Here is a 22,114-nt window from a genome sequence, read left to right as displayed (position 1 = left end):
GCCCCCTGCGGTAAATTTGGTATGATAAGCACCGTTAAGGCTCTTACTCTGGCTCGCTTTACAAATCATGCCATATGAATAATTTATAGCGGCATGCTACTGAAGCCATGGCGGTATTCTGCCTTATTCAAGCAGTATCCACGCATCAAACAGGCTGTTTCAAAGGTATTAAAAACTAATACTTCGTTAATAAACGTATTGTTCCAGCCCGCTTAACCACCACTAAATCATTCAGGAGAATTTAGGTATGAAATCACCCGTTCGTGTTGCCGTTACAGGTGCAGCCGGCCAAATCGGCTACGCTATTCTGTTCCGTATTGCCAGTGGCGAAATGTTGGGTAAAGACCAACCTGTCATCTTACAATTGCTCGACCTGCCTCAGGCTCAAAATGCCGTAAAAGGCGTCATGATGGAATTGCAAGACTGTGCATTCCCCCTGTTGGCCGGCATGTTCACTACCGATAATCCTGAAGAAGCTTTCAAAGATGCGCAAATCGCCATCTTGATCGGTTCTCGCCCACGCAGCAAAGGTATGGAACGTGCCGATTTGCTGCAGGCAAATGCCGAAATTTTCACCGTTCAGGGTGCCGCACTCAATAAAGTGGCGGACCGTAACGTGAAAGTATTGGTAGTCGGCAACCCTGCCAATACCAATGCTTATATCGCTATGAAATCAGCTCCGGATCTGCCCGCCAAAAACTTTACCGCCATGCTGCGCTTAGATCACAACCGTGCATTGAGCCAAATCGCGGAAAAAACCGGCAAAGCAGTGGCTGATATTGAAAAACTGTGCGTATGGGGCAACCACTCTCCTACCATGTATGCCGATTACCGTTTCGCCACCATTAACGGTGAAAGCGTAAAAGAAATGATCAACGATCAAGCATGGAATGCCGATGTATTCCTGCCGACCGTAGGCAAACGCGGTGCTGCTATTATTGAAGCCCGCGGCCTCTCTTCTGCCGCCTCTGCTGCAAATGCCGCTATCGATCATATCCGTGATTGGGTATTGGGTACCAACGGTAAATGGGTAACCATGGGCGTGCCTTCAGACGGCTCATACGGCATTCCCGAAGGTACTATGTTCGGTTTCCCGGTAACCTGCGAAAACGGTGAATACAAATTAGTAAAAGATTTGGAAATCGATGATTTCAGCCGTGAACGCATCAACGTTACATTAAATGAACTGGAAGAAGAAAAAGCCGGTGTTGCCCATCTGCTGAAATAATTTTTATCATATAGCCAAACAGCCCTGCCGATAATGATCGACAGGGCTGTTTTTCTTTAGGCAATTAAAAAACCAAGGCCGAGTGAATCAGCCTTGGTTTTTAAGCAGCCATTATATGCTTTTAAGCAAACGGATGCTGCAACACGATCGTTTCCTCTCGATCAGGACCGGTAGACACAATCGCAATCGGAGCACCGCAAACCTCTTCGATTCGCTTCAGATATGCTTTGGCATTTTCCGGCAACGCATCATAGCTTTTCACACCTACGGTTGATTCCGACCAACCCGGCAAAGTTTCGTAAATCGGTTTGCATGCTTCCACTGCATCCGCACCGAAAGGCAGAATGTCGGTTTTTTCACCGTTTGGCAACTCATAGCCTACACAAATTTGAATATTTTCGATACCGTCCATTACATCCAACTTGGTAATACACATACCTGAAATACCGTTTACTTGGATAGAGCGTTTCAAAGCAGCAGCATCAAACCAACCGCAACGACGGGCACGGCCTGTTACCGAACCGAATTCATTGCCTCGCTTGGCCAAACCGGCTCCCACCTCATCAAACAACTCGGTGGGAAAAGGACCAGAACCAACACGTGTGGTATACGCCTTAACGATACCCAGCACATAATTCAGCATTTGCGGCGGTACGCCTGCACCTGCTGCAGCCGCACCAGCCAAACAATTGGATGAAGTAACATAAGGATATGTGCCATAATCAATATCCAGCAAAGTACCCTGAGCACCTTCAAACAGTAACTTTTCACCTTTTTGATTTTTATCGTAAAGCGTACGCGATACATCTGCCAACATCGGCTTAATGCGTGGAGCGACTTTTTCGATGACGGCCATTACGTCTTCAAATTTTACCGGTTCGGCATCATGCAAATGTTGTAATTGGACATTGTAATAAGTCAATACCGATTCCAGCTTGGCTTTCAGTTTATCCATATCAAGTAAATCGACCATCCGAATAGAGCGGCGGGCAACTTTATCTTCATAAGCGGGGCCGATACCACGCCCGGTCGTACCGATTTTTCCAGCTCCGCGAGAAGCCTCTCGAGCTTGGTCAAGTGCAACGTGATACGGCAAAATAACGGTACAGGTCGGCGCAATTTTCAGACGGCCTTCTACATTTTTTACACCTGCCGCGTTCAATTCGTCGATTTCACCCAACAAAGCTTCCGGACTGACTACTACACCCGAACCAATAAAACAATCCAATTTTTCATGCAAAATTCCGCTTGGAATCAAACGCAAAATGGTTTTTTTACCGCCGACTACTAGAGTATGCCCTGCATTATGACCACCTTGGAAACGAACAACACCACTGGTTTCCTCTGCAAGCCAATCGACAATCTTACCCTTGCCCTCATCACCCCACTGGGCGCCGATTACAACAACATTTTTTACCATTTCAACACCTTAAATTTTTTAACCAACAATTAAACTACAATCCGTTTTAAGTATTCGGAACAACAACCCACTTGCCGTTTTCAGATGTCAAACGGTTTTTGACATCACTTGATGAGTTGGAAACGATACCGTAATCAATCACGACACAATGTCCCTCGGCACGCAGTTTCTCAATAGTTTCCCTTGCAGCCGCCATATCTTCTTTTGCTACGGCGATTACCGGCATACGCTCTCCGGGGGGTAACCGGCCGATAAAAGTTCGCAAGTCAAAACTAAAACCGGTTGCAGGACGTGCACGGCCGAAATATTCGCCCAAACCGTCATAACGTCCTCCACGGGCAACTGCATCATGGCATTCGTTTCCATAAGCGGCATATAAAAGGCCGGTATGATAGTTATCTACCCGCAATTCGGATAAATCAATATGAACATCTTGTGCAGGAAAGGCATCGCATACTGCTTTCAGATCATCCAGCGCTGCACCTACCGCAAACAAATCAGGCAAAAGAGCGCGCGCCTTATCCAATACCACACGATCACCATATAATGTCGGCAGTAACGTAAAAGCCTTCGCCCACATACCGTCTAGTTTCCAAGTGTTTACTTGGGCTTTAACTGCCTCGGCATCTTTATTTTGCATCAGTGACAACAGCTGCGCCGATTGTTGCTCATTTAATTCAGCCGCCCCTGCCAACGCACGGAAGACACCAATATGCCCGAGAGAAAGCATCAGAGCACCCACACGACCCACATTTAAACTTTTGAGCATCAGGTCGATCAGCTCGATATCAGCCTCAATGCCTTCCAAACCGTACAATTCGGCTCCCACCTGCCAAGGTTCTCGTGTACTTAAAAAGCCATCGGGACGCGCATGCAGTACTGTACCCGCATAACAAAGACGGTTGATACCGTTATTGGCAGAAAGTAAATGTGCGTCAATACGCGCCACTTGCGGAGTAATGTCTGCACGCATACCTAATTGGCGGCCGCTAAGCTGATCAACCACCCGAATGGTTTTCAACGACAAACCCGCATCGATATGAGTCAACAGCGAGTTACTGTATTCCATCATCGGCGGATGCACTAATTCATAACCATGCACACGAAATAAAGCCAACAGCTGCTCTTTTGCACTTTCCAACTCCCGTGCGGCAGAGGGCAGTATGTCGGCGATATGCTCGGGTAATTGCCAAGACTGCATTGAATCTCTTCCTGTAAACGAAATTGAGGGCTGTTTTGCTTAAGCACCGACCTGTCCGCCAAAAAACGAACCCGCACCAAATAGATGCTGAAAAATGTCGTATGTTCAAACTGAAACAGCCCCAAAAGGCACAATAAATTTGCCTATATTATTAAAACCAAACTTTAACATAAAAATACATATTGTGCCGACTGTTTTTGAGAAATTTATAACAAAGCACTACAAATATATCCCTACTGCGCCAAACAGCTTCGAATAGAACCGACCTTCCTCTTTAAAAAATGATGCGCCGTAAACACAATATCTTCAGTCAATCTTCAGTCAAATTTAAAGGCAACAAAGTAGCATAATAATTATAATAAAATCATACCGATAAGAAAAAACAATCACCTATCCCGCTATTGTTGACTAATTCACTCGGATATTCTAAAATCTCCAAACAATTAAAAACAACAACCGGCCTGAGATTTATGAAACTGACTACCAAAGGACGCTTCGCCGTTACAGCGATGATAGATTTGGCCATGCATGCGCAAAACGGCGCTGTCAAACTAAACGCCATCAGCGAACGGCAGCATATTTCGCTTTGCTATTTGGAGCAACTCTTTAGCAAATTGCGCCGCGCCCATTTGGTAGAGAGCGTGCGCGGCCCCGGCGGCGGTTATATTTTGGCTGCCGAAGCTTCCGAGATTAATGTCGCACAAATCATTGCCGCCGCCGAAGACACCCTAGACGCCACACAATGTAAAAGCCGCGCCAACTGCCATGAAGGCGCCCCATGCCTTACCCATGATTTGTGGGAAAATTTAAACAAAACCATCAATGATTATCTCAGCAGCGTGACCCTGCAAAGCATTTTAAACCAGCAAAGGCCGTCTGAAACCACCAAACATATTGTCACTTTCACCCATATTGATTGAAAGTCCCCAACAAACACATTCCACAGCGAATAAAACAAAGAAAGAACACTGCCATGACCGTACAAACCCCTATTTACCTCGACTATGCCGCCACCACTCCGGTAGACAAACGGGTAGCTGAAAAAATGATTCCTTATCTTACCGAACAATTCGGTAATCCTGCATCCAGCAGCCATAGCTTCGGCTGGACTGCTGAAGAAGCAGTAGAAAATGCCCGTGCGGAAATTGCCAAACTGATTCATGCCGACGCCAAAGAAATCGTATTTACCAGCGGCGCAACCGAATCCAACAATTTGGCGATTAAAGGTGCCGCTCATTTTTACCAAAGCAAAGGTAAGCATCTGATTACCGTTAAAACCGAGCACAAAGCGGTTTTGGACACCATGCGCGAACTGGAGCGCGAAGGATTCGAGGTTACCTATCTGGGCGTTCAAGAAAACGGCCTGTTGGATTTGGAAGAGCTGAAAGCGGCTATCCGCGAAGATACCATCCTGATCTCGGTAATGTGGGTAAACAACGAAATCGGTGTTATCCAAAATATTCCTGCCATCGGCGAAATCTGCCGTGAACGGAAAATCATTTTTCATGTTGACGCAGCGCAAGCCTGCGGTAAAACCCCGATTGACGTTGAAGAGGCGAAAGTAGATTTATTGTCAATGTCCGCACATAAAATCTACGGCCCCAAAGGTATTGGCGCATTATATGTACGCCGCAAACCCCGCGTTCGCTTAGAAGCGCAAATGCACGGCGGCGGTCATGAGCGAGGTTTCCGCTCCGGTACATTGCCTACCCATCAAATCGTCGGTATGGGCGAAGCCTTCCGCTTAGCCCGCGAAGAATTGGAACAAGACCGTGCCCATGCTTTGAAATTACGCGATATCTTCCTTAAAGGCATCGAAGGTATCGAAGAAGTGTATATCAACGGCGATATGGAACAACGCGTTCCCACCAATTTGAATGTAAGTTTCAATTTTGTTGAAGGTGAGAGCCTAATTATGGCAGTGAAAGAGTTGGCCGTATCCAGCGGTTCGGCTTGTACCTCCGCCTCACTCGAACCCTCTTACGTATTGCGCGCACTCGGCCGTAACGACGAGCTGGCACATTCATCATTGCGCATCACTTTCGGCCGCATGACTACCGAAGAAGAAGTACAATTTGCCGCCGAACTGATCAAATCAAAAATCGGCAAACTGCGCGAACTTTCACCTTTGTGGGAAATGTTTAAAGACGGTATCGACTTGAATACCGTAGAATGGGCTGCACATTAATATTACACCATCCGTAAAACATGCCGTCTGAAATTTACCCTTTGGCCGGCCAAACAAAAAATCTATCAAATTTTAAATAAGGAAACACACCATGGCCTATAGCGACAAAGTGATTGATCACTACGAAAATCCCCGCAATGTCGGATCATTCGATAAAAATGACGATAACGTCGGCACCGGCATGGTCGGCGCACCTGCTTGCGGCGACGTAATGAAACTGCAAATCAAAGTAAACGAAGCCGGCATTATCGAAGATGCAAAATTCAAAACTTACGGCTGTGGTTCTGCTATTGCTTCTTCTTCCTTAATTACCGAATGGGTAAAAGGCAAAAGCTTGGACGAAGCCATGGCGATTAAAAACAGTGAAATCGCAGAGGAACTGGAGCTACCTCCGGTAAAAGTACACTGCTCGATTTTAGCGGAAGATGCAATTAAAGCTGCAGTATCCGACTATAAAAAGAAAAAAGGTGAATAAGCTCGCAGGCTAAAAAGCCTGCCCGGCAAATTGCGGAGGATAGCTATCCTCCGCATACACCAATCCTTGCCCAATCAAGCCCTTTAAGCTGTATTTATAAAATAGTACATTGCAAGCTGATTTAGCAAAATTTGTCAATACGGTGTGTTTTAAATTTTCCCGATTAACTCCTCAAAAGCTAAAGAAAATCAAAAATGCCGTTTACTCTGGAAGAACAACGCGATTTATTGGCACAAAAAGGCATTGGGCCTACTATTTTGCAACGCTTGCAACAAATGGGGCTGGATAATCTTGAAGCCTTGGCTAATGCAGATATTGAGCATGTATTAGAGCAAGGTTCCCAAATAACCGGATCATCTTGTTGGAGAAACAGCCCGCAAGCATACAAAGCGATAAAAACGGCTATCGATTGGGCAAAACAACAGCTTCACCATGAAAACAATAAAAACCAAACCGTCTAAAAATTTTTAAATCATTATGATTTTCAAAGGATAAACCATGATTACCCTGACAGAAAATGCCGCCCAGCACATTCAAAGCTTTCTAACCAAACGTGGCAAAGGCGAAGGTATCCGCTTAGGCGTAAAAACCAGCGGCTGCTCAGGCATGGCCTATACGCTCGAATTTGCAGATGAAATCCAACCTGAAGACTTGGTGTTCGAAGGCCACGGTGTTAAAGTATTTGTAGATCCCAAAAGCCACGTTTACCTTGACGGTACCGAACTGGATTACACCAAAGAAGGTTTGCAAGAAGGCTTTAAATTCCAAAATCCGAACGTTAAAGACGAATGCGGCTGCGGTGAAAGCTTCCACGTTTGAAAACGAAGCGTCATTACTTTAATCTTTACAAAATAAACCCTGAAATCCAATACAGGCCGTCTGAAAATTTTCAGACGGCCTGATACAATAGCCATACTACCGATACCGACATCATGAGCATGAACCAATATTTCACACTTTTCCAACTGCCTGCCCAGTTTGATATTGATAGCACAGCCCTTGAAAATACATATCATGCCTTGGCGGCTAAATTTCATCCTGATAAGTTTTCCTCCGCATCAGTATTCGAACAAAAGCAAGCAATGATGATGTCATCAACAATCAACGAAGCCTACCGGATTTTAAAATCTCCCATTGATAGAGCCGCTTATTTACTGAAACAACATAATATTGATGCAGATGCTCCCGAACACACCGCCTTCGCCCCTGAATTCTTAATGCAACAGATGGAATGGCGAGAAGCCCTGGAAGATGCCCGTGCCGATCAGAATGAAACCGCCCTACTAAAACTTGATACCGAAATCAATAATGAGCAAAACAGTCTGTATCAAAAACTTGTCTCGGCTTTTACAGAGCAAAACTATGAAAATGCAGCAGTTTATGTTCGTCAAGGAAGATTCCTAAACAAATTGCGCCAAGAAATTCAGACGGCCTTACCCTAACTTAAATATATAGTTATCAAAATGCCGCCGGCAACAACAAATGTTTCGGCGGCATTTTAATGACTGAAATAGGTAAATCATCAAGCTACCAGCACTCCAACTAAATAACCTGCCAATGCGCCCGCCAACACCACCAACCAAACCGGAAGTTTGAAGCGCACCAGCACCCACAAAGCAAGAGCAAGCCATACGATATCAACGGCCGAACCAATCGTTTCAGTAAACACAGGCCGATATAAAGCAGCCAACAATAATCCCGTTACCGCCGCATTGACTGCTGTCAAAGCAGCCCGGGCCGTATCAGTTTCCCGCCACTTCTGCCAATATGGCAAAACACCGAATACGAGAAAAAACGAAGGTGCAAAAATGGCAACCACCGCAACCACCCCTCCCCATAAAGGCATTTGCGGCAAAGCGGCCACACCCAAAAATGCCGCCAGCGTAAATAATGGCCCCGGCACAGCCTGTGCCAAACCATAACCTGCTAAAAACCAATCTGCCGATAATTTACCTGTCGACACCAGCTCCGTTTGCAACATAGGCAGCACAACATGCCCGCCGCCAAACACACTTGCACCGACACGATAAAAAATATCGGCAATTTGCCAAACGCCCCCCAGCCAAACAGCAGCAGCATACAAAACCACCCCGCATAAACACAAGGTTGCCAGCCAGACCCATCCACGACTGCACACTCTCTTTTCAGACGGCCTTTTTTGCTCAGGCTGTCTAAACAATAACGCCCCCGCTAGCGCGGAAAATACAATCAACAGCCACTGCATCCATGCCGAGACAAAAACTGACATCAACACCGCAGCAATCAACATCACGGCAAATTTGGCTCTTGTATTACAGTTTTTTTGTCCCATCTGCCACAAGGCCTGAATCACAATAGCCATAGCCACAATTTTCAAACCATGCAACACCGTATCATTAAATAATCCCCCCTTTACCATACCTAAAGCAAACAGCAGCAAAATCAGCACCGAAGGCATAGTAAAACCCAACCAAGCGGCAAAAGCACCTGCGTATCCGCCCTTACGATACCCCAAAGCCAAGCCGACCTGACTGCTTGCAGGTCCGGGTAAAAACTGGCACAACGCTACCAAATCGGTATATTCCGCTTCATCCAGCCAACGGCGTTTTCGGACAAATTCTTCATGAAAATAAGCCAGATGTGCTATGGGGCCGCCGAAAGACGTACAGCCCAAACGCAAAAACACACTGAAAATCATCCACAATCGGCGGTATTGCTCTGCCAACATCATCATTTCCCTATAAACCGTCGTTTATACAATCAAGGTGGTAACAAATTACTGTCAAAATACGGCACAAGCAGTACAATAACGCTTTATGCCTATCAAATGGTGAAACTTACATGAAAATCAGTGCCCAATTCGATGCCGGTTCGATAACCGTTGTAGATTTGCAAAATCCTCAGAATATACGGCTTCGGCTCCGCCCCGACAACGCTTCAGACTTTGCCCAATGGTTTTACTTCCGCCTACAGGGAGCTGCCTACCAAAACTGCATTATGCACTTTGAAAACGCAGCATCTTCAGCCTATCCGGAAGGTTGGGAAGACTATCAGGCCTGTGCATCTTACGACCGCCAAAACTGGTTTCGCGTCCCCACCAAATATGAAAACGGCGTGCTGACTATTGAGCATACACCTCTGTCAAACAGCATTTACTACGCCTACTTCGAACCCTACTCCAGCGAACAGCACCTTAACCTACTAGGTGATGCCCAAGGCAGTGGCCTATGCCAAATCGATGATTTGGGCAGCACCGTGCAAGGGCGCGATATCAACCTGCTTACCATAGGCAACCAAGTCGAAAGCGATTTGAAAATTTGGATTACGGCTCGCCAACACCCGGGCGAAACCATGGCCGAATGGTTTGTAGAAGGCCTATTGGCCCGTCTGCTTGATCCGCAGGATCCGACTGCGCGCGCCCTACTCGACCAAGCCACTTTTTACATCGTTCCCAATATGAATCCAGACGGTTCGGCTTTAGGTAACTTGCGTACCAATGCCGCCGGCGCCAATCTAAACCGCGAATGGCTGTCTCCCAGCATCGAGAAAAGCCCGGAAGTATATTATGTCCGCAATAAAATGCGCGAAACCGGTGTAGACCTATTCCTCGATATCCATGGAGACGAGAGCATACCTTATATTTTCGTTGCCGGAACAGAAGGCGTGCCCAGTTACTCGCAACGCATTGCCGATTTGGAAACCCGTTTCAAAAACGCACTTCAAGCAGCCAGCCCGGATTTCCAAGACGAACACGGTTACCCGAAATCAAAGCCCGGCAAAGCCGACCTCAGCATGGCTACCTCATGGGTAGGCGAAGAATTTAAATGCTTGGCTTATACCTTGGAAATGCCTTTCAAAGACAACAACAATATCCCGGATGATGATTTCGGTTGGAACGGCCAGCGCTCACTACGATTAGGCGAAGCAACTCTTTCAGCTATCCTTAATACCTTACCCGCGTTACGCTAATCCAGTAAAGTAGCTATCAGACGGCCCGCTAACAACACAGCAGGCCGTCTGAAAATAAACCGCCTAAACTTAAGATTCTTTTAAGTCTTACTTGCTTTACTAGCAAAACAGCACTTTCAGCTGGCTTAACTCCTTTTGCAACCCCATCCGTCTGTCCTACTGAATGCATGTCGGCAACTTTTGAATGGTATAGTAAAAAAATTATGCGTATTTTATTGATTGAAGATGACCGTCATATCGGCGACGGCCTATACCATGGCCTTTTGAAACACGGCTTTATCGTTGACTGGTTTAAAGACGGCAAACATGGCCGCGATGCCTTGTCGGCAGCCCCCTACGATGCCGTCGTATTGGATTTGGGACTTCCCCATATCGACGGAATGGATATTTTGGCTCATTGGCGCGCCAATAAATCCGATACTCCCGTTTTAATCCTTACCGCCCGAGACGCACTACCTGACCGTTTGGCCGGATTAAACGCTGGAGCAGACGACTACCTCTGCAAGCCTTTTGCCCTAGATGAAGTTGCCGCCCGACTGCTGGCTCTTATCCGCCGCAGCCACGGCCGTGCCAGTAGTGCATTAACTTACGGCAATCTCAGCCTTGACACCACTGCAAAAAGCGCCACCCTACACGGTGCTCCACTTGTTCTGACACAGCGCGAATATATGCTACTTGAACTATTACTGTCACAACCGACTCATATCCATAGTCGTGCACAAATCGAAGACAAACTTTACGGTTGGGATCAAGAAGTCGAAAGCAACGCCGTAGAAGTACACATCCACCATTTACGCAAAAAAATCGGCAGCTGCTTCATTCAAACCCACCGCGGTTTGGGTTATAAAATCGGAGAGATGCCTTAAATGAGCCGTCCCGTAGCAACAATCAGTATCCGCCGCCGTCTCATCAGTTATTTGAGCGGCGGCCTCTTAGCATTATGGCTGGCGACTGCTGTCGGCAGTGCGGCCATAGCCATGCATGAAATCAATGAAATGGCCGATCATCAAATGAGCCAACTGGCTCGCTCACTACTACAACTATCCCGCCCGCTTAGCGAACAGGAAGAAAACAGCGTTATACGAGCCGGTTTGCCAGAAAACAGCTTTCATGAAGACCATAACAGCGGATTTGCTATCTGGAACAAACAAGGACATTTACTAACGGCCAATCTGCACGGTAAAGAAATTGAGTACCGACAAACAGAGGGATTCCATAACAACTATACCTTTTGGAAGGGCAACGCATGGCGTTACCTCTATCTTCATGATCCTCAAAGCGGACATACCGTTGCCGTATCTCAAAATTTGAAAGAACGTTTTGCCACACTAACTAATGCCTTATGGGTACAGTTAGGGCTATCTCTTATATTACTGCCTGCTTTACTTTGGCTGATTTCATACGGCATACGCAAAGGTTTGGAGCCTCTGGACGAACTGGCTCAAGAATTACAAGCACGCGATGCACAAAGTCTGCAAGCTGCATCCGAAAACGTACCTACCGAAACCCTACCGATGATACGGGCACTAAACGGCCTGTTGGAGCGCGTTTCCGCTACATTGGCAAGAGAACAACGCTTTACATCCGACGCTGCTCATGAACTACGCAGCCCTCTGGCTGCATTGAAAGTCCAAACGGAAGTACTGGCAATCAGTAATGATGAACATGAACAACAACATCATCTAAACCACATCCGCGAAAGTATAGACCGTGCCCATCGCCTGACAGAGCAACTCCTCATTCTGTCTCGTCTCGACCCTATGCAGGCTCTTCCTGATCCCATGCCTATAAACTGGCAGGAAACCGCCCATCAGGCACTTAAAAGCGTGAACCTCCAAGCCCGTGAAAAGCGCGTACAACTCAAGCTGGAATGCCCTTGCGGTTTTGAGAATGTCTGCCCGAAGGAAGGAAACCCGGTGCTATTGCAATTAATGATACGAAACCTCCTTGATAATGCCATCCGCTACAGCCCTGAAAACAGCAAAGTCAGCCTTGTTCTAAATCCTCACAGCATAGAAGTATGCGACGAAGGTTCCGGTATTGCCCAAGCAGATATGCCCCGTATTAGAGAGCGTTTTTTCCGACCGGCCGGGCAAAGCCAGCAAGGCAGCGGCTTAGGGCTTTCAATCGTAGAAAGCATTGCCGCATTACACGGCCTAAGGCTTTCATTAACCAACCTCCCGCAAAGAGGGCTCTGCGCCAACTTAATCAAAGCCGATTAAAAACATGCCGTCTGAAAATTTTCAGACGGCATATTTAAAATACGGAAAATCAAATATATGCTTATACGGCCGCATCCGAACGTTCGCCCGTACGGATACGTACGGCCTCCTCAACAGGTAGGATAAAAATCTTACCATCTCCGATTTTTCCGGAACGGGCAGCCTCTACAATTACTTCAACGGCATTCTCTACCTGATCATCGCTCAAAACCAATTCCAATTTAACCTTAGGCAAGAAATCGACGGCATATTCTGCCCCACGGTAAATTTCAGTGTGCCCTTTTTGGCGGCCAAACCCTTTCACCTCACTGACAGTCATGCCCGTAATACCGATTTCCGTTAAAGCTTCCCTTACATCGTCGAGCTTAAAGGGCTTGATAATAGCTTCGATTTTTTTCATGGCAGCTTTCCTTACGATATCAAAACAGATAGAAAATTGTTTGCAATTTATGCTGTTACGTTAACACAAAGAAAGCCCGAATTCAATTGCCAGACACCGAAAAATCCCAAGCAAAAAAGGCCGATTTCGCGTACAATCCAAATTCTTTCCAACCGCATTTGTGAGCCGAATTCCATGTCTGTCGTTTTGCCCTTACGCGGCGTTACTGCCTTATCCGATTTCCGTATTGAAAAACTCATACAAAAAGCCGCATCAGCCGGCTTACCGCACACCGAAATCAATAGCGAATACTGGTACTTTGTTAATAGTACCGATCCACTTGAAAAAGAAACCGTTGAAAAATTGCAGGCCCTACTGGCAGCCGAAAGCGTAAATACCACGCCTACCGCTTCAGACGGCCTGCATTTATTTTTGATCACGCCCCGCATCGGTACTATTTCACCCTGGGCTTCCAAAGCAACCGACATCGCACACAATTGCGGTTTATCATCCGTACTGCGTATCGAACGCGGCATGGCCGTATGGGTTTCAGGCCGTCTGAACGAATCTGAAAAACAACAATGGGCAGATCTGCTGCATGACCGCATGACCGAAAGCGTACTGCCCGATTTTCAAACCGCATCACGCCTGTTCAACCATCCCGAAGCACAAACCTTCGGTAGCATAAACGTATTGGAAAACGGCCGTGCGGCATTGGTCGAAGCCAACAGCAGCCTTGGTCTCGCACTTTCAGAAGATGAAATCGACTATCTGGTTGAAAACTACCGCGCCCTCAAGCGCAACCCCAGCGATGTTGAACTCATGATGTTTGCCCAAGCCAACTCCGAACACTGCCGCCATAAAATCTTCAATGCCGATTTCATCATCGACGGTGAAAAGCAACCCAAATCATTATTCGGCATGATTCGCGATACCCATAATGCCCACCCTGAAGGCACGGTAGTCGCCTATAAAGACAATTCTTCGGTTATCGAAGGCGCTACCATCGAACGTTTCTACCCAAGCGCAAACGAAAACCAAGCCTACCGCTTCCATGAAGAACCAACGCACATCATCATGAAAGTGGAAACGCACAACCACCCCACGGCTATCGCTCCTTTTGCCGGAGCAGCTACCGGTGCGGGCGGTGAAATCCGTGACGAAGGTGCGACCGGCAAAGGTTCCCGCCCCAAAGCAGGCTTAACGGGCTTTTCCGTCTCCAACCTGAATATCCCCGATGCTCCGCAGCCTTGGGAGCAATACAATCCGAACGAACCCGTTTACGGCAAGCCCGACCACATCAGCAGCGCACTCGATATCATGCTCGAAGGACCCATCGGAGGAGCTGCGTTCAACAACGAATTCGGCCGCCCTAATCTTTTGGGATACTTCCGCACTTTCGAAGAAGAGCATAACGGCCAGATTCGCGGCTACCACAAACCCATCATGATTGCCGGCGGCTTAGGCAACATCCAAGCGCAACAAACCCATAAAAACGAAATTCCCGAGGGTGCCCTGCTTATCCAACTCGGCGGCCCCGGTATGCTTATCGGTTTAGGCGGCGGCGCCGCATCCAGCATGGATACCGGTACTAACCATTCCGACTTAGACTTTAACTCGGTACAGCGCGGCAATCCCGAAATCGAACGCCGTGCCCAAGAAGTAATCGACCGCTGCTGGCAACTCGGCAGCAATAACCCGATTATCTCGATTCATGACGTCGGCGCGGGCGGCCTATCCAATGCCTTCCCCGAATTGGTGAACGATGCCGGTCGTGGAGCCGTATTCAAACTGCGCGATATTCCTCTGGAAGAGCACGGCCTTACCCCAATGCAAATTTGGTGTAACGAAGCCCAAGAACGTTATGTATTAGCCATCTTGGAAAAAGATTTGGAAGCCTTCCGTACTATCTGCGAACGCGAACGCTGCCCGTTTGCCGTAGTCGGCACTGCTACCGACGACGGCCACCTACAGGTACGTGATGATTTGTTCGACAACCATCCGGTTGATTTACCTTTGAATGTTCTGCTCGGAAAACCGCCCAAAACCACCCGCAGCGATAATAAAACCGCTGCTGCCGAACAAATATTCGATGCCGGACGTTATGACTTACGCGAATCGGCCTATCGTGTATTACGCTTGCCTACCGTTGCTTCGAAAAACTTCCTGATCACCATCGGCGACCGCAGCGTGGGCGGCCTGACCCACCGCGACCAAATGGTAGGACCATTCCAAACGCCCGTAGCCGATGCCGCTGTAACCATGATGGGGTTCAACACCTATAAGGGCGAAGCCATGAGTATGGGTGAGAAACCCACCGTCGCCTTATTCGATGCACCCGCTTCAGGCCGTATGGCCATTGGCGAGGCCATCACCAATATTGCTTCGGTTAATATCGGAAAAATCGGCAATATCAAACTTTCCGCCAACTGGATGGCTGCTTGCGGCAATCCCGGCGAAGACGAAAAACTTTACCGTACCGTAGAGGCTGTATCAGAAGCCTGCCAAGCACTCGGCCTGAGCATCCCCGTAGGTAAAGATTCATTGTCGATGAAAACCGTTTGGCAGGAAAACGGCGAACAAAAATCAGTTACCTCGCCGCTTTCTCTGATTATTTCGGCATTTGCCCCCGTGGCCGACGTACGCAAAACCATTACCCCGGAACTTAAAAACTACCCTGACAGCACCTTGTTTGCCATTGATTTAGGAAGAGGTCGCAGCCGCATGGGCGGCAGTGCGCTCAGCCAGGTATGGAAAAACATAGCGGGTACTGCCCCTGATTTAGATACGCCTTCTTTACTGACAAACTTTTACCGCGTTATCCAACAAATGGTTAGCGAAGGCAAATTACTGGCTTATCACGACCGCGGCGACGGCGGCCTTTTTGCCACTTTGGCCGAAATGAGTTTTGCCGCCCATCTCGGCCTGAATATCGATTTGGCTGAAATGATTGCCGAAACCAATGCCAATAGTGCCAACCACAAGTTACAAGATGCAGCTGCACGAACACTCTTTAACGAAGAATTGGGGGCTGTCATCCAAGTAGCTAACGAGCACATCACCGCTCTACAAACTGCCTTTGAAGAAGCCGGTATCAGCGAAACTTTACATGCAATCGGTACAATCAACCAAAGTGACCGCTTATTGATTCAAAACGGCAATACCGTTTTACTCAGCGAAAACCGCCTCGATCTGCAAAAAGCTTGGAGCGAAACCTCCTACCAGATGCAGCGTTTACGCGATAATCCGGCTTGTGCAGACAGTGAATTTGCCCTATTGGCAGATGATAAGCGCAGCACACTATTTACCAATCTCACTTTCGATACAACGGAAGACATTGCCGCACCATTTATCAACAGCGGTGCCAAACCCAAAATCGCCATACTGCGCGAACAAGGCGTTAACGGCCAAATTGAAATGGCCGCTGCATTTACCCGTGCAGGATTTGATGCCTATGATGTGCATATGAGCGATTTAATGGCCGGTCGTACCAACTTGGCAGACTTTAAAATGCTGGCTGCCTGCGGTGGTTTCAGTTACGGCGACGTTTTAGGTGCCGGTGAGGGTTGGGCAAAATCTATTTTGTTCCATCCCGCCTTGCGTGATATGTTCGCTGCCTTCTTCGACCGCTCCGATACCCTTACCCTTGGTGTCTGCAACGGCTGCCAGATGGTCAGCAACCTTGCCGAAATCATTCCCGGTACAACCGGCTGGCCGAAATTCAAACGCAATCTCAGCGAACAATTTGAAGCACGCTTGAGCATGGTGAATATTCCAAAATCACCCTCCCTGATCTTGGCAGAAATGGCCGGTTCCAGCCTGCCTGTAGTCGTTAGCCATGGCGAGGGTCGTGCCGATTTCAACCATCTGAGCGGCAACGTTTCAGATGGCCTGAATATCGCTTTACAATATGTAGACGGCCAAAACCAAATTACCGAGACCTATCCGCTTAACCCGAACGGCTCTCCACAGGGGATTGCCGGTGTTACAAATGCCGATGGACGCGTAACCATCATGATGCCGCATCCCGAACGTGTTTACCGTACGGCACAGATGAGCTGGACTCCGGAAAATTGGGGCGAGCTGTCAGGCTGGTACCGACTGTTTGCAGGAGCCCGTAAAGCTTTAGGCTAACTTTGCCCCCTAAAAAATGGCAGATTATTTCATCTGCCATTTTTCTTTTCTGCTTTGCTAGCGACAACAACTTCTTCTACCTTAACCATAGGCCGTCTGAAAACATAGTTTTTTTCAGACGGCCTATTTTCGTTATAGAAAATTTCCCGGCTTGGCTTTCATAGCTACCGACACAAAGATTAAAGCGCTTAAAAATTTATGCCCAATCTATCTTTACGACAGATAGTCAAATCTAAAAGCCAACCTTACACCCATTTCTACTAATCCGAAAATAACTCCGGCTCAAACAGATCCTTTTCCCTCAAAACCGTATGGCAATCAACTGTTATCGGCTCTCGCACACGGCAACAGCAAGGTAATATCTCATTAGGTCCGATAAAAGCCAGCGGCAATTCATCATAACTTACACTGCCGGAAACCAAGCGTATCCTGCACGAGCCACAATAGCCGCTACGGCATTGGTATTCCACTTCATGGCCGGTACGCTCTAAACCTTCCAGAAGTGTTTCTCCTGCTTGCAGTTCAAAAATTTTATCGCTGGTGGTGATTAAGGTCATACTCTTAGTCAAAACCCGACATTTGGTCTGCAAAGGCCAACCGGGTGAAGAAAAATATAATGTGTTTTTATCAAGCATCGTTTTCCTATACGATTCAGATGGTAAATACCGTCTTAAAAGATTATAAAAAAACGATGACGTTTTAATGAATCATTTGAATATAGCTTCAAGATCCGGGCTACATAAATTTTTATAAAAATAAAGGCCGTCTGAAAAGCTGCCGTAACCACAACTGTTTCAGACGGCCTGTTATTCAAAAAGTTTACAACTCAAAATCCCCTAAATCTTCTACTTTCACTTCGGCATCAATCTGCCCGATCAAATAAGAGCTGATTTCGACCTCTTGAGGGGCTACCTGCACATTATCGGAAGAAAGCCAAGCGTTGATCCACGGAATCGGATTTTGACTGGCTTTCTCAAAGGCCGGCTGTAAGCCTACTGCCTGCATACGCAGATTGGTAATGTATTCAACATATTGGCTGAGAATCTCTTTGTTCAAGCCGATCATCGAACCATCCTTAAATAAATATTCGGCCCACTCTTTTTCCTGCATCGCTGCGTTTTTAAATAACTCGAAACATTCGCCTTCGCATTCGGCGGCAATTTCCGCCATCTCAGGGTCATCTGCCCCGCTACGCATCAGATTCAACATGTGCTGCGTACCGGTTAAATGTAATGCTTCGTCACGGGCAATCAACTTAATAATCTTCGCATTGCCTTCCATCAACTCCCGCTCCGCAAAGGCAAACGAGCAGGCAAACGATACATAAAAGCGGATGGCTTCTAACACATTCACACACATCAAGCACAAATACAGTTTTTTCTTCAACTCGCGTAAGCTGATAGAAACCGTTTTACCGTTTACCTGATGCCGCCCTTCACCCAGCAAATTATAGTACTGGGTATATTCGATCAAATCATCGTAATAGCAGGCAATATCTTCCGCACGGCGGATGATATATTCATTATCAACAATATCGTCAAATACCACTGAAGGATCGTTCACGATATTGCGGATAATATGGGTGTAAGAACGGGAATGAATGGTCTCCGAAAAAGACCAAGTTTCAATCCAAGTTTCCAACTCCGGAATCGACACCAACGGCAGCAAACCGACATTAGGGCTACGTCCCTGAATCGAATCAAGCAGGGTTTGGTATTTCAAATTACTGATAAAAATGTGCCGTTCATGCTCGGGTAGATTTTGATAGTCGATACGGTCGCGCGATACATCTATTTCTTCCGGACGCCAAAAAAAAGATAATTGCTTTTCAATCAGCTTTTCAAAAATTTCGTATTTCTGTTGATCGTAACGTGCCACATTCACCGGCTGTCCGAAAAACATCGGCTCCAGCAATGCATTATTTTTTTCTTTACTGAAAGTGCTGTATGACATAACTAAATGTTCGCAGGACATGATTTATCCAATTCAAATCTTTTAGAGGTATAACTTATTTACTTTTATATTCAAATATAGTTGCGCTCCCTTCTTTATTAGTATGAGAAACCTTAATACTTTGTGCTCTATATACAATAAAGATTATTAAAGCTAAAAAGCCCATAAAAAAGAAGGCAGACAACCAAGAATGATCAAATATTTTTTGCATAAATATTTTTATAAAAATAACAAATTACATATGCAAATAAAGCTTTGAGTAACTGAGAAACCAGAGCTCTAGATAAGACAAGCCAAGGCTTCCTAATCCTTTGAAGCCTTATTCACACACCCGAACAACTTGATTTCTAATTAAATCTTACACGCACCACCCGCACAACCGTCATCCTGCAGGTCGGTTTGGGTATCGTTGGCACCGTCGCGGGTATTGTGGTAATACAAGGTTTTCACACCGTATTTATATGCGGTGAGCAAGTCTTTCAGCATCTGTTTCATCGGCACGCGGCCGCCCTCAAAACGCTGGGGATCGTAGCTGGTATTGGCGGAAATCGCTTGGTCGACAAATTTCTGCATAATACCCACCAAATGCAGGTAACCATCATTACCCGGCATTTGCCATAACAACTCATAAGCATTACGCAAACGCTCAAATTCAGGTACCACTTGTTTCAAAATACCGTCTTTGGATGCTTTCACAGATACCAAGCCGCGCGGCGGTTCAATACCGTTGGTTGCATTAGCAATCTGAGAACTGGTTTCAGACGGCATCAGTGCAGTCAACGTAGAATTACGCAATCCGTATTTCACGATATCGGCACGCAGGCTCTCCCAATCTAGCTGTAAAGGCTCTTGGCAAATAGTGTCCAAGTCTTTTTTGTAGGTATCAATTGGCAGTTTGCCTTGGGCATAGGTAGTTTCGTGAAACAGTGGGCAAGCTCCATATTCTTTTGCCAGTTGAACAGATGCTTTCAACAAATAGTATTGGATTGCTTCAAAAGTACGGTGGGTTAGGCCCAATGCAGAACCATCGCTGTATCGAGCACCGTTTTTCGCCAAATAGTAAGCATAGTTGATTACACCAATACCCAAAGTACGGCGGTTCATGGTTGCGATACGGGCAGCCTTAATCGGATAATCTTGATAATCAAGCAAGGCATCCAATGCACGCACCGCCAAATCGGATAAGTCTTCCAACTCATCCAAACTTTCCAGTGCACCCAAATTGAAGGCAGATAAAGTACACAGGGCAATCTCGCCGTTCTCATCGTTAATATCGTTCAAAGGCTTGGTCGGCAAGGCGATTTCTAAGCACAAATTAGACTGGCGGACAGGTGCGACGCGCGGATCAAACGGGCTATGGGTATTACAGTGATCGACGTTTTGAATATAGATACGGCCTGTTCCCGCGCGCTCTTGCATGAGGATAGAAAAAAGCTCGGTTGCCGGCACCACACGTTTACGAATATTCGGATCTTGCTCATATTTTGTATACAGGCGCTCGAATTCGTCTTGGTCAGCAAAGAAAGCATCATACAAACCGGGTACTTCTTGCGGTGAGAACAATGCAATATCGCCACCTTTAATCAAACGGGTATAAAGCAGGCGGTTGATTTGTACGCCATAATCCAATTGGCGCACACGGTTATCTTCTACACCCCGGTTATTTTTCAGTACCAGCAAACTCTCAACTTCAATATGCCAAAGCGGATAAAACAAAGTAGCTGCCCCGCCTCGCACCCCGCCTTGCGAGCATGACTTAACTGCCGCCTGAAACATTTTGAAAAACGGAATACAACCGGTATGTTGCGCCTCTCCGCCGCGGATTTCGCTACCCAAGCCGCGGATGCGTCCGGCATTGATACCGATACCGGCACGTTGGGAAACATATTTTACAATGGCACTGGTAGTGGCATTGATACTGTCTAAGCTATCGTCGCACTCAATCAGTACGCAGCTGGAGAATTGGCGGGTCGGTGTGCGAACTCCCGACATAATCGGTGTGGGTAGAGAAATTTTAAATAAGCTGGTGGCGTCGTAAAATTTCTTCACATAGCTCAAGCGGGTTTCTTTCGGATATTTGGCAAAGAGACACATAGCCACCAAGATGTAAAGAAACTGCGGAGTTTCATAAATCTCACGGGTGACCCGGTTCTGTACCAGATATTTACCTTCCAGCTGTTTGACTGCACCATAGGAAAACGACATATCGCGCTCATGGTCAATATAGTCATTGAGATCATTAAATTCTTCGCGACTATAGTCCTCCAACAAATGACGATCGTATTTTCCCGCCTCAACCAACTTCACCACATGTTCATAAAGATGAGGCGGCTCAAATTGGCCATAGGCAATTTTACGCAAATGGAAAATGGCCAATCGGGCGGCCAAATATTGGTAATCGGGTGTTTCTTGAGAAATCAAATCGGCCGCCGCTTTGATAATGGTTTCGTGAATATCATCGGTACGGATGCCGTTGTAGAATTGAATATGTGACTTCAATTCCACCTGTGATACGGATACATTATTCAACCCCTCTGCCGCCCAAGTAATTACACGATGGATTTTATCGAGATTAATATCCTCCAAACGCCCGTCACGTTTGGTTACTTTAAGGTTGGCGGCTGCATTCATAACAAATTTCCGACTGAGGTTAAAACACAAGATACAGTAGTATCACAAGAGACAGACCACAATATAAAGTAATTTCAGACGGCCTGCCAGTCTTGACAAGATACGAAAAAAATACTCTCTTCGTTTGAGCTTTTTCATGCTTAATAGCATAAGTCCTTGCATGCTCAATGCTTGCAGATTGCCAGCTTTGCTTTAGCCGTTTTCTCATTTAAAAGTTAAGAATTGTAAACACTCTAAAGTGCAACAGAAATAGCCTTTACTCATTGAGGCTATTTCCAATACCAAAAACAAAAATACCTTACCGTTAAGTAAGGTATTTTTGTTTACACTCAACA

At 46.6% G+C, this 22,114-nt stretch carries 18 protein-coding genes; 11 read left to right on the top strand and 7 right to left on the bottom strand.

Annotated features, from left to right (window positions below):
- The first annotated feature begins 247 nt into the window (after window positions 1-247).
- Window positions 248-1,228 carry a malate dehydrogenase gene (locus tag ACEPPX_RS05320; RefSeq protein ID WP_416623221.1) on the top strand — a complete coding sequence of 327 codons (981 nt, stop codon included), beginning with the start codon at window positions 248-250 and terminating at the stop codon, window positions 1,226-1,228.
- A 121-nt stretch (window positions 1,229-1,349) separates the two neighbouring features.
- Here the strand turns inward: ACEPPX_RS05320 and ACEPPX_RS05315 are convergent, their stop codons facing one another.
- Both ACEPPX_RS05315 and ACEPPX_RS05310 read right to left on the bottom strand, forming a co-directional pair.
- A complete protein-coding gene (locus tag ACEPPX_RS05315) occupies window positions 1,350-2,648 on the bottom strand; it encodes an adenylosuccinate synthase (RefSeq protein ID WP_416623220.1) in 1,299 nt (432 codons plus the stop codon).
- Window positions 2,649-2,694: 46 nt separating this feature from the next.
- Entirely contained in the window at window positions 2,695-3,849 is a 1,155-nt protein-coding gene (locus tag ACEPPX_RS05310) for an ATP phosphoribosyltransferase regulatory subunit (protein ID WP_047761293.1), read from the bottom strand.
- 470 nt (window positions 3,850-4,319) lie between these two features.
- Here ACEPPX_RS05310 and iscR point away from each other — a divergent pair, with 470 nt between their 5' ends.
- The 6 genes from iscR to hscB all read left to right on the top strand — a co-directional run bounded on the left by iscR (window position 4,320) and on the right by hscB (window position 7,954).
- A complete protein-coding gene (gene iscR / locus ACEPPX_RS05305) occupies window positions 4,320-4,769 on the top strand; it encodes a Fe-S cluster assembly transcriptional regulator IscR (protein WP_047761292.1) in 450 nt (149 codons plus the stop codon).
- A 53-nt stretch (window positions 4,770-4,822) separates the two neighbouring features.
- The gene (locus ACEPPX_RS05300; protein WP_047761291.1) at window positions 4,823-6,037 is read left to right on the top strand and encodes an IscS subfamily cysteine desulfurase; all 1,215 of its coding nucleotides are present in this window, start codon (window positions 4,823-4,825) and stop codon (window positions 6,035-6,037) included.
- Between the two features lie 91 nt (window positions 6,038-6,128).
- Window positions 6,129-6,512: a Fe-S cluster assembly scaffold IscU gene (gene iscU / locus ACEPPX_RS05295; protein WP_047761290.1), complete on the top strand. Its 384-nt coding sequence runs from the start codon at window positions 6,129-6,131 to the stop codon at window positions 6,510-6,512.
- A gap of 194 nt (window positions 6,513-6,706) precedes the next feature.
- Window positions 6,707-6,973: a recombinase RecA gene (locus ACEPPX_RS05290; protein ID WP_416623219.1), complete on the top strand. Its 267-nt coding sequence runs from the start codon at window positions 6,707-6,709 to the stop codon at window positions 6,971-6,973.
- A gap of 37 nt (window positions 6,974-7,010) precedes the next feature.
- The gene (iscA, locus tag ACEPPX_RS05285) at window positions 7,011-7,331 is read left to right on the top strand and encodes an iron-sulfur cluster assembly protein IscA (RefSeq protein WP_416623218.1); all 321 of its coding nucleotides are present in this window, start codon (window positions 7,011-7,013) and stop codon (window positions 7,329-7,331) included.
- A gap of 119 nt (window positions 7,332-7,450) precedes the next feature.
- Window positions 7,451-7,954, top strand: a complete 504-nt coding sequence (gene hscB, locus ACEPPX_RS05280; protein ID WP_047761367.1) for a Fe-S protein assembly co-chaperone HscB — start codon at window positions 7,451-7,453, stop codon at window positions 7,952-7,954.
- A gap of 80 nt (window positions 7,955-8,034) precedes the next feature.
- Here hscB and chrA read toward each other — a convergent pair whose 3' ends face one another.
- Window positions 8,035-9,225 (bottom strand): chromate efflux transporter, encoded by a 1,191-nt coding sequence (chrA, locus tag ACEPPX_RS05275; protein ID WP_416623217.1) that lies wholly within the window; start codon window positions 9,223-9,225, stop codon window positions 8,035-8,037.
- Window positions 9,226-9,332: 107 nt separating this feature from the next.
- Between chrA and ACEPPX_RS05270 the strand changes: the two genes are divergently transcribed.
- The 3 genes from ACEPPX_RS05270 (at window position 9,333) to ACEPPX_RS05260 (ending at window position 12,682) form a co-directional block, all read left to right on the top strand.
- The gene (locus tag ACEPPX_RS05270; protein ID WP_416623216.1) at window positions 9,333-10,460 is read left to right on the top strand and encodes a M14-type cytosolic carboxypeptidase; all 1,128 of its coding nucleotides are present in this window, start codon (window positions 9,333-9,335) and stop codon (window positions 10,458-10,460) included.
- 203 nt (window positions 10,461-10,663) lie between these two features.
- The gene (locus tag ACEPPX_RS05265; RefSeq protein ID WP_047761657.1) at window positions 10,664-11,326 is read left to right on the top strand and encodes a response regulator; all 663 of its coding nucleotides are present in this window, start codon (window positions 10,664-10,666) and stop codon (window positions 11,324-11,326) included.
- Entirely contained in the window at window positions 11,327-12,682 is a 1,356-nt protein-coding gene (locus ACEPPX_RS05260) for an ATP-binding protein (RefSeq protein ID WP_416623215.1), read from the top strand.
- Window positions 12,683-12,743: 61 nt separating this feature from the next.
- Here the strand turns inward: ACEPPX_RS05260 and ACEPPX_RS05255 are convergent, their stop codons facing one another.
- The gene (locus tag ACEPPX_RS05255; protein ID WP_047761655.1) at window positions 12,744-13,082 is read right to left on the bottom strand and encodes a P-II family nitrogen regulator; all 339 of its coding nucleotides are present in this window, start codon (window positions 13,080-13,082) and stop codon (window positions 12,744-12,746) included.
- Window positions 13,083-13,256: 174 nt separating this feature from the next.
- Between ACEPPX_RS05255 and purL the strand changes: the two genes are divergently transcribed.
- Window positions 13,257-17,195: a phosphoribosylformylglycinamidine synthase gene (gene purL, locus ACEPPX_RS05250; protein ID WP_416623214.1), complete on the top strand. Its 3,939-nt coding sequence runs from the start codon at window positions 13,257-13,259 to the stop codon at window positions 17,193-17,195.
- 260 nt (window positions 17,196-17,455) lie between these two features.
- Here purL and yfaE read toward each other — a convergent pair whose 3' ends face one another.
- The 3 genes from yfaE to nrdA form a co-directional block, all read right to left on the bottom strand.
- Window positions 17,456-17,752 carry a class I ribonucleotide reductase maintenance protein YfaE gene (gene yfaE / locus ACEPPX_RS05245; RefSeq protein WP_047761661.1) on the bottom strand — a complete coding sequence of 99 codons (297 nt, stop codon included), beginning with the start codon at window positions 17,750-17,752 and terminating at the stop codon, window positions 17,456-17,458.
- 262 nt (window positions 17,753-18,014) lie between these two features.
- Window positions 18,015-19,148, bottom strand: a complete 1,134-nt coding sequence (gene nrdB, locus ACEPPX_RS05240; protein WP_047761660.1) for a class Ia ribonucleoside-diphosphate reductase subunit beta — start codon at window positions 19,146-19,148, stop codon at window positions 18,015-18,017.
- A gap of 351 nt (window positions 19,149-19,499) precedes the next feature.
- On the bottom strand, window positions 19,500-21,779 hold the full coding sequence (gene nrdA, locus ACEPPX_RS05235) for a class 1a ribonucleoside-diphosphate reductase subunit alpha (RefSeq protein ID WP_047761653.1): 2,280 nt from the start codon (window positions 21,777-21,779) through the stop codon (window positions 19,500-19,502).
- Window positions 21,780-22,114 lie beyond the last annotated feature (335 nt).

It is taken from the genome of Neisseria sp. S1 (assembly GCF_048060015.1).
GTDB lineage: Bacteria > Pseudomonadota > Gammaproteobacteria > Burkholderiales > Neisseriaceae > Neisseria > Neisseria arctica.
This window is presented reverse-complemented; position numbering and strand designations above follow the sequence as displayed.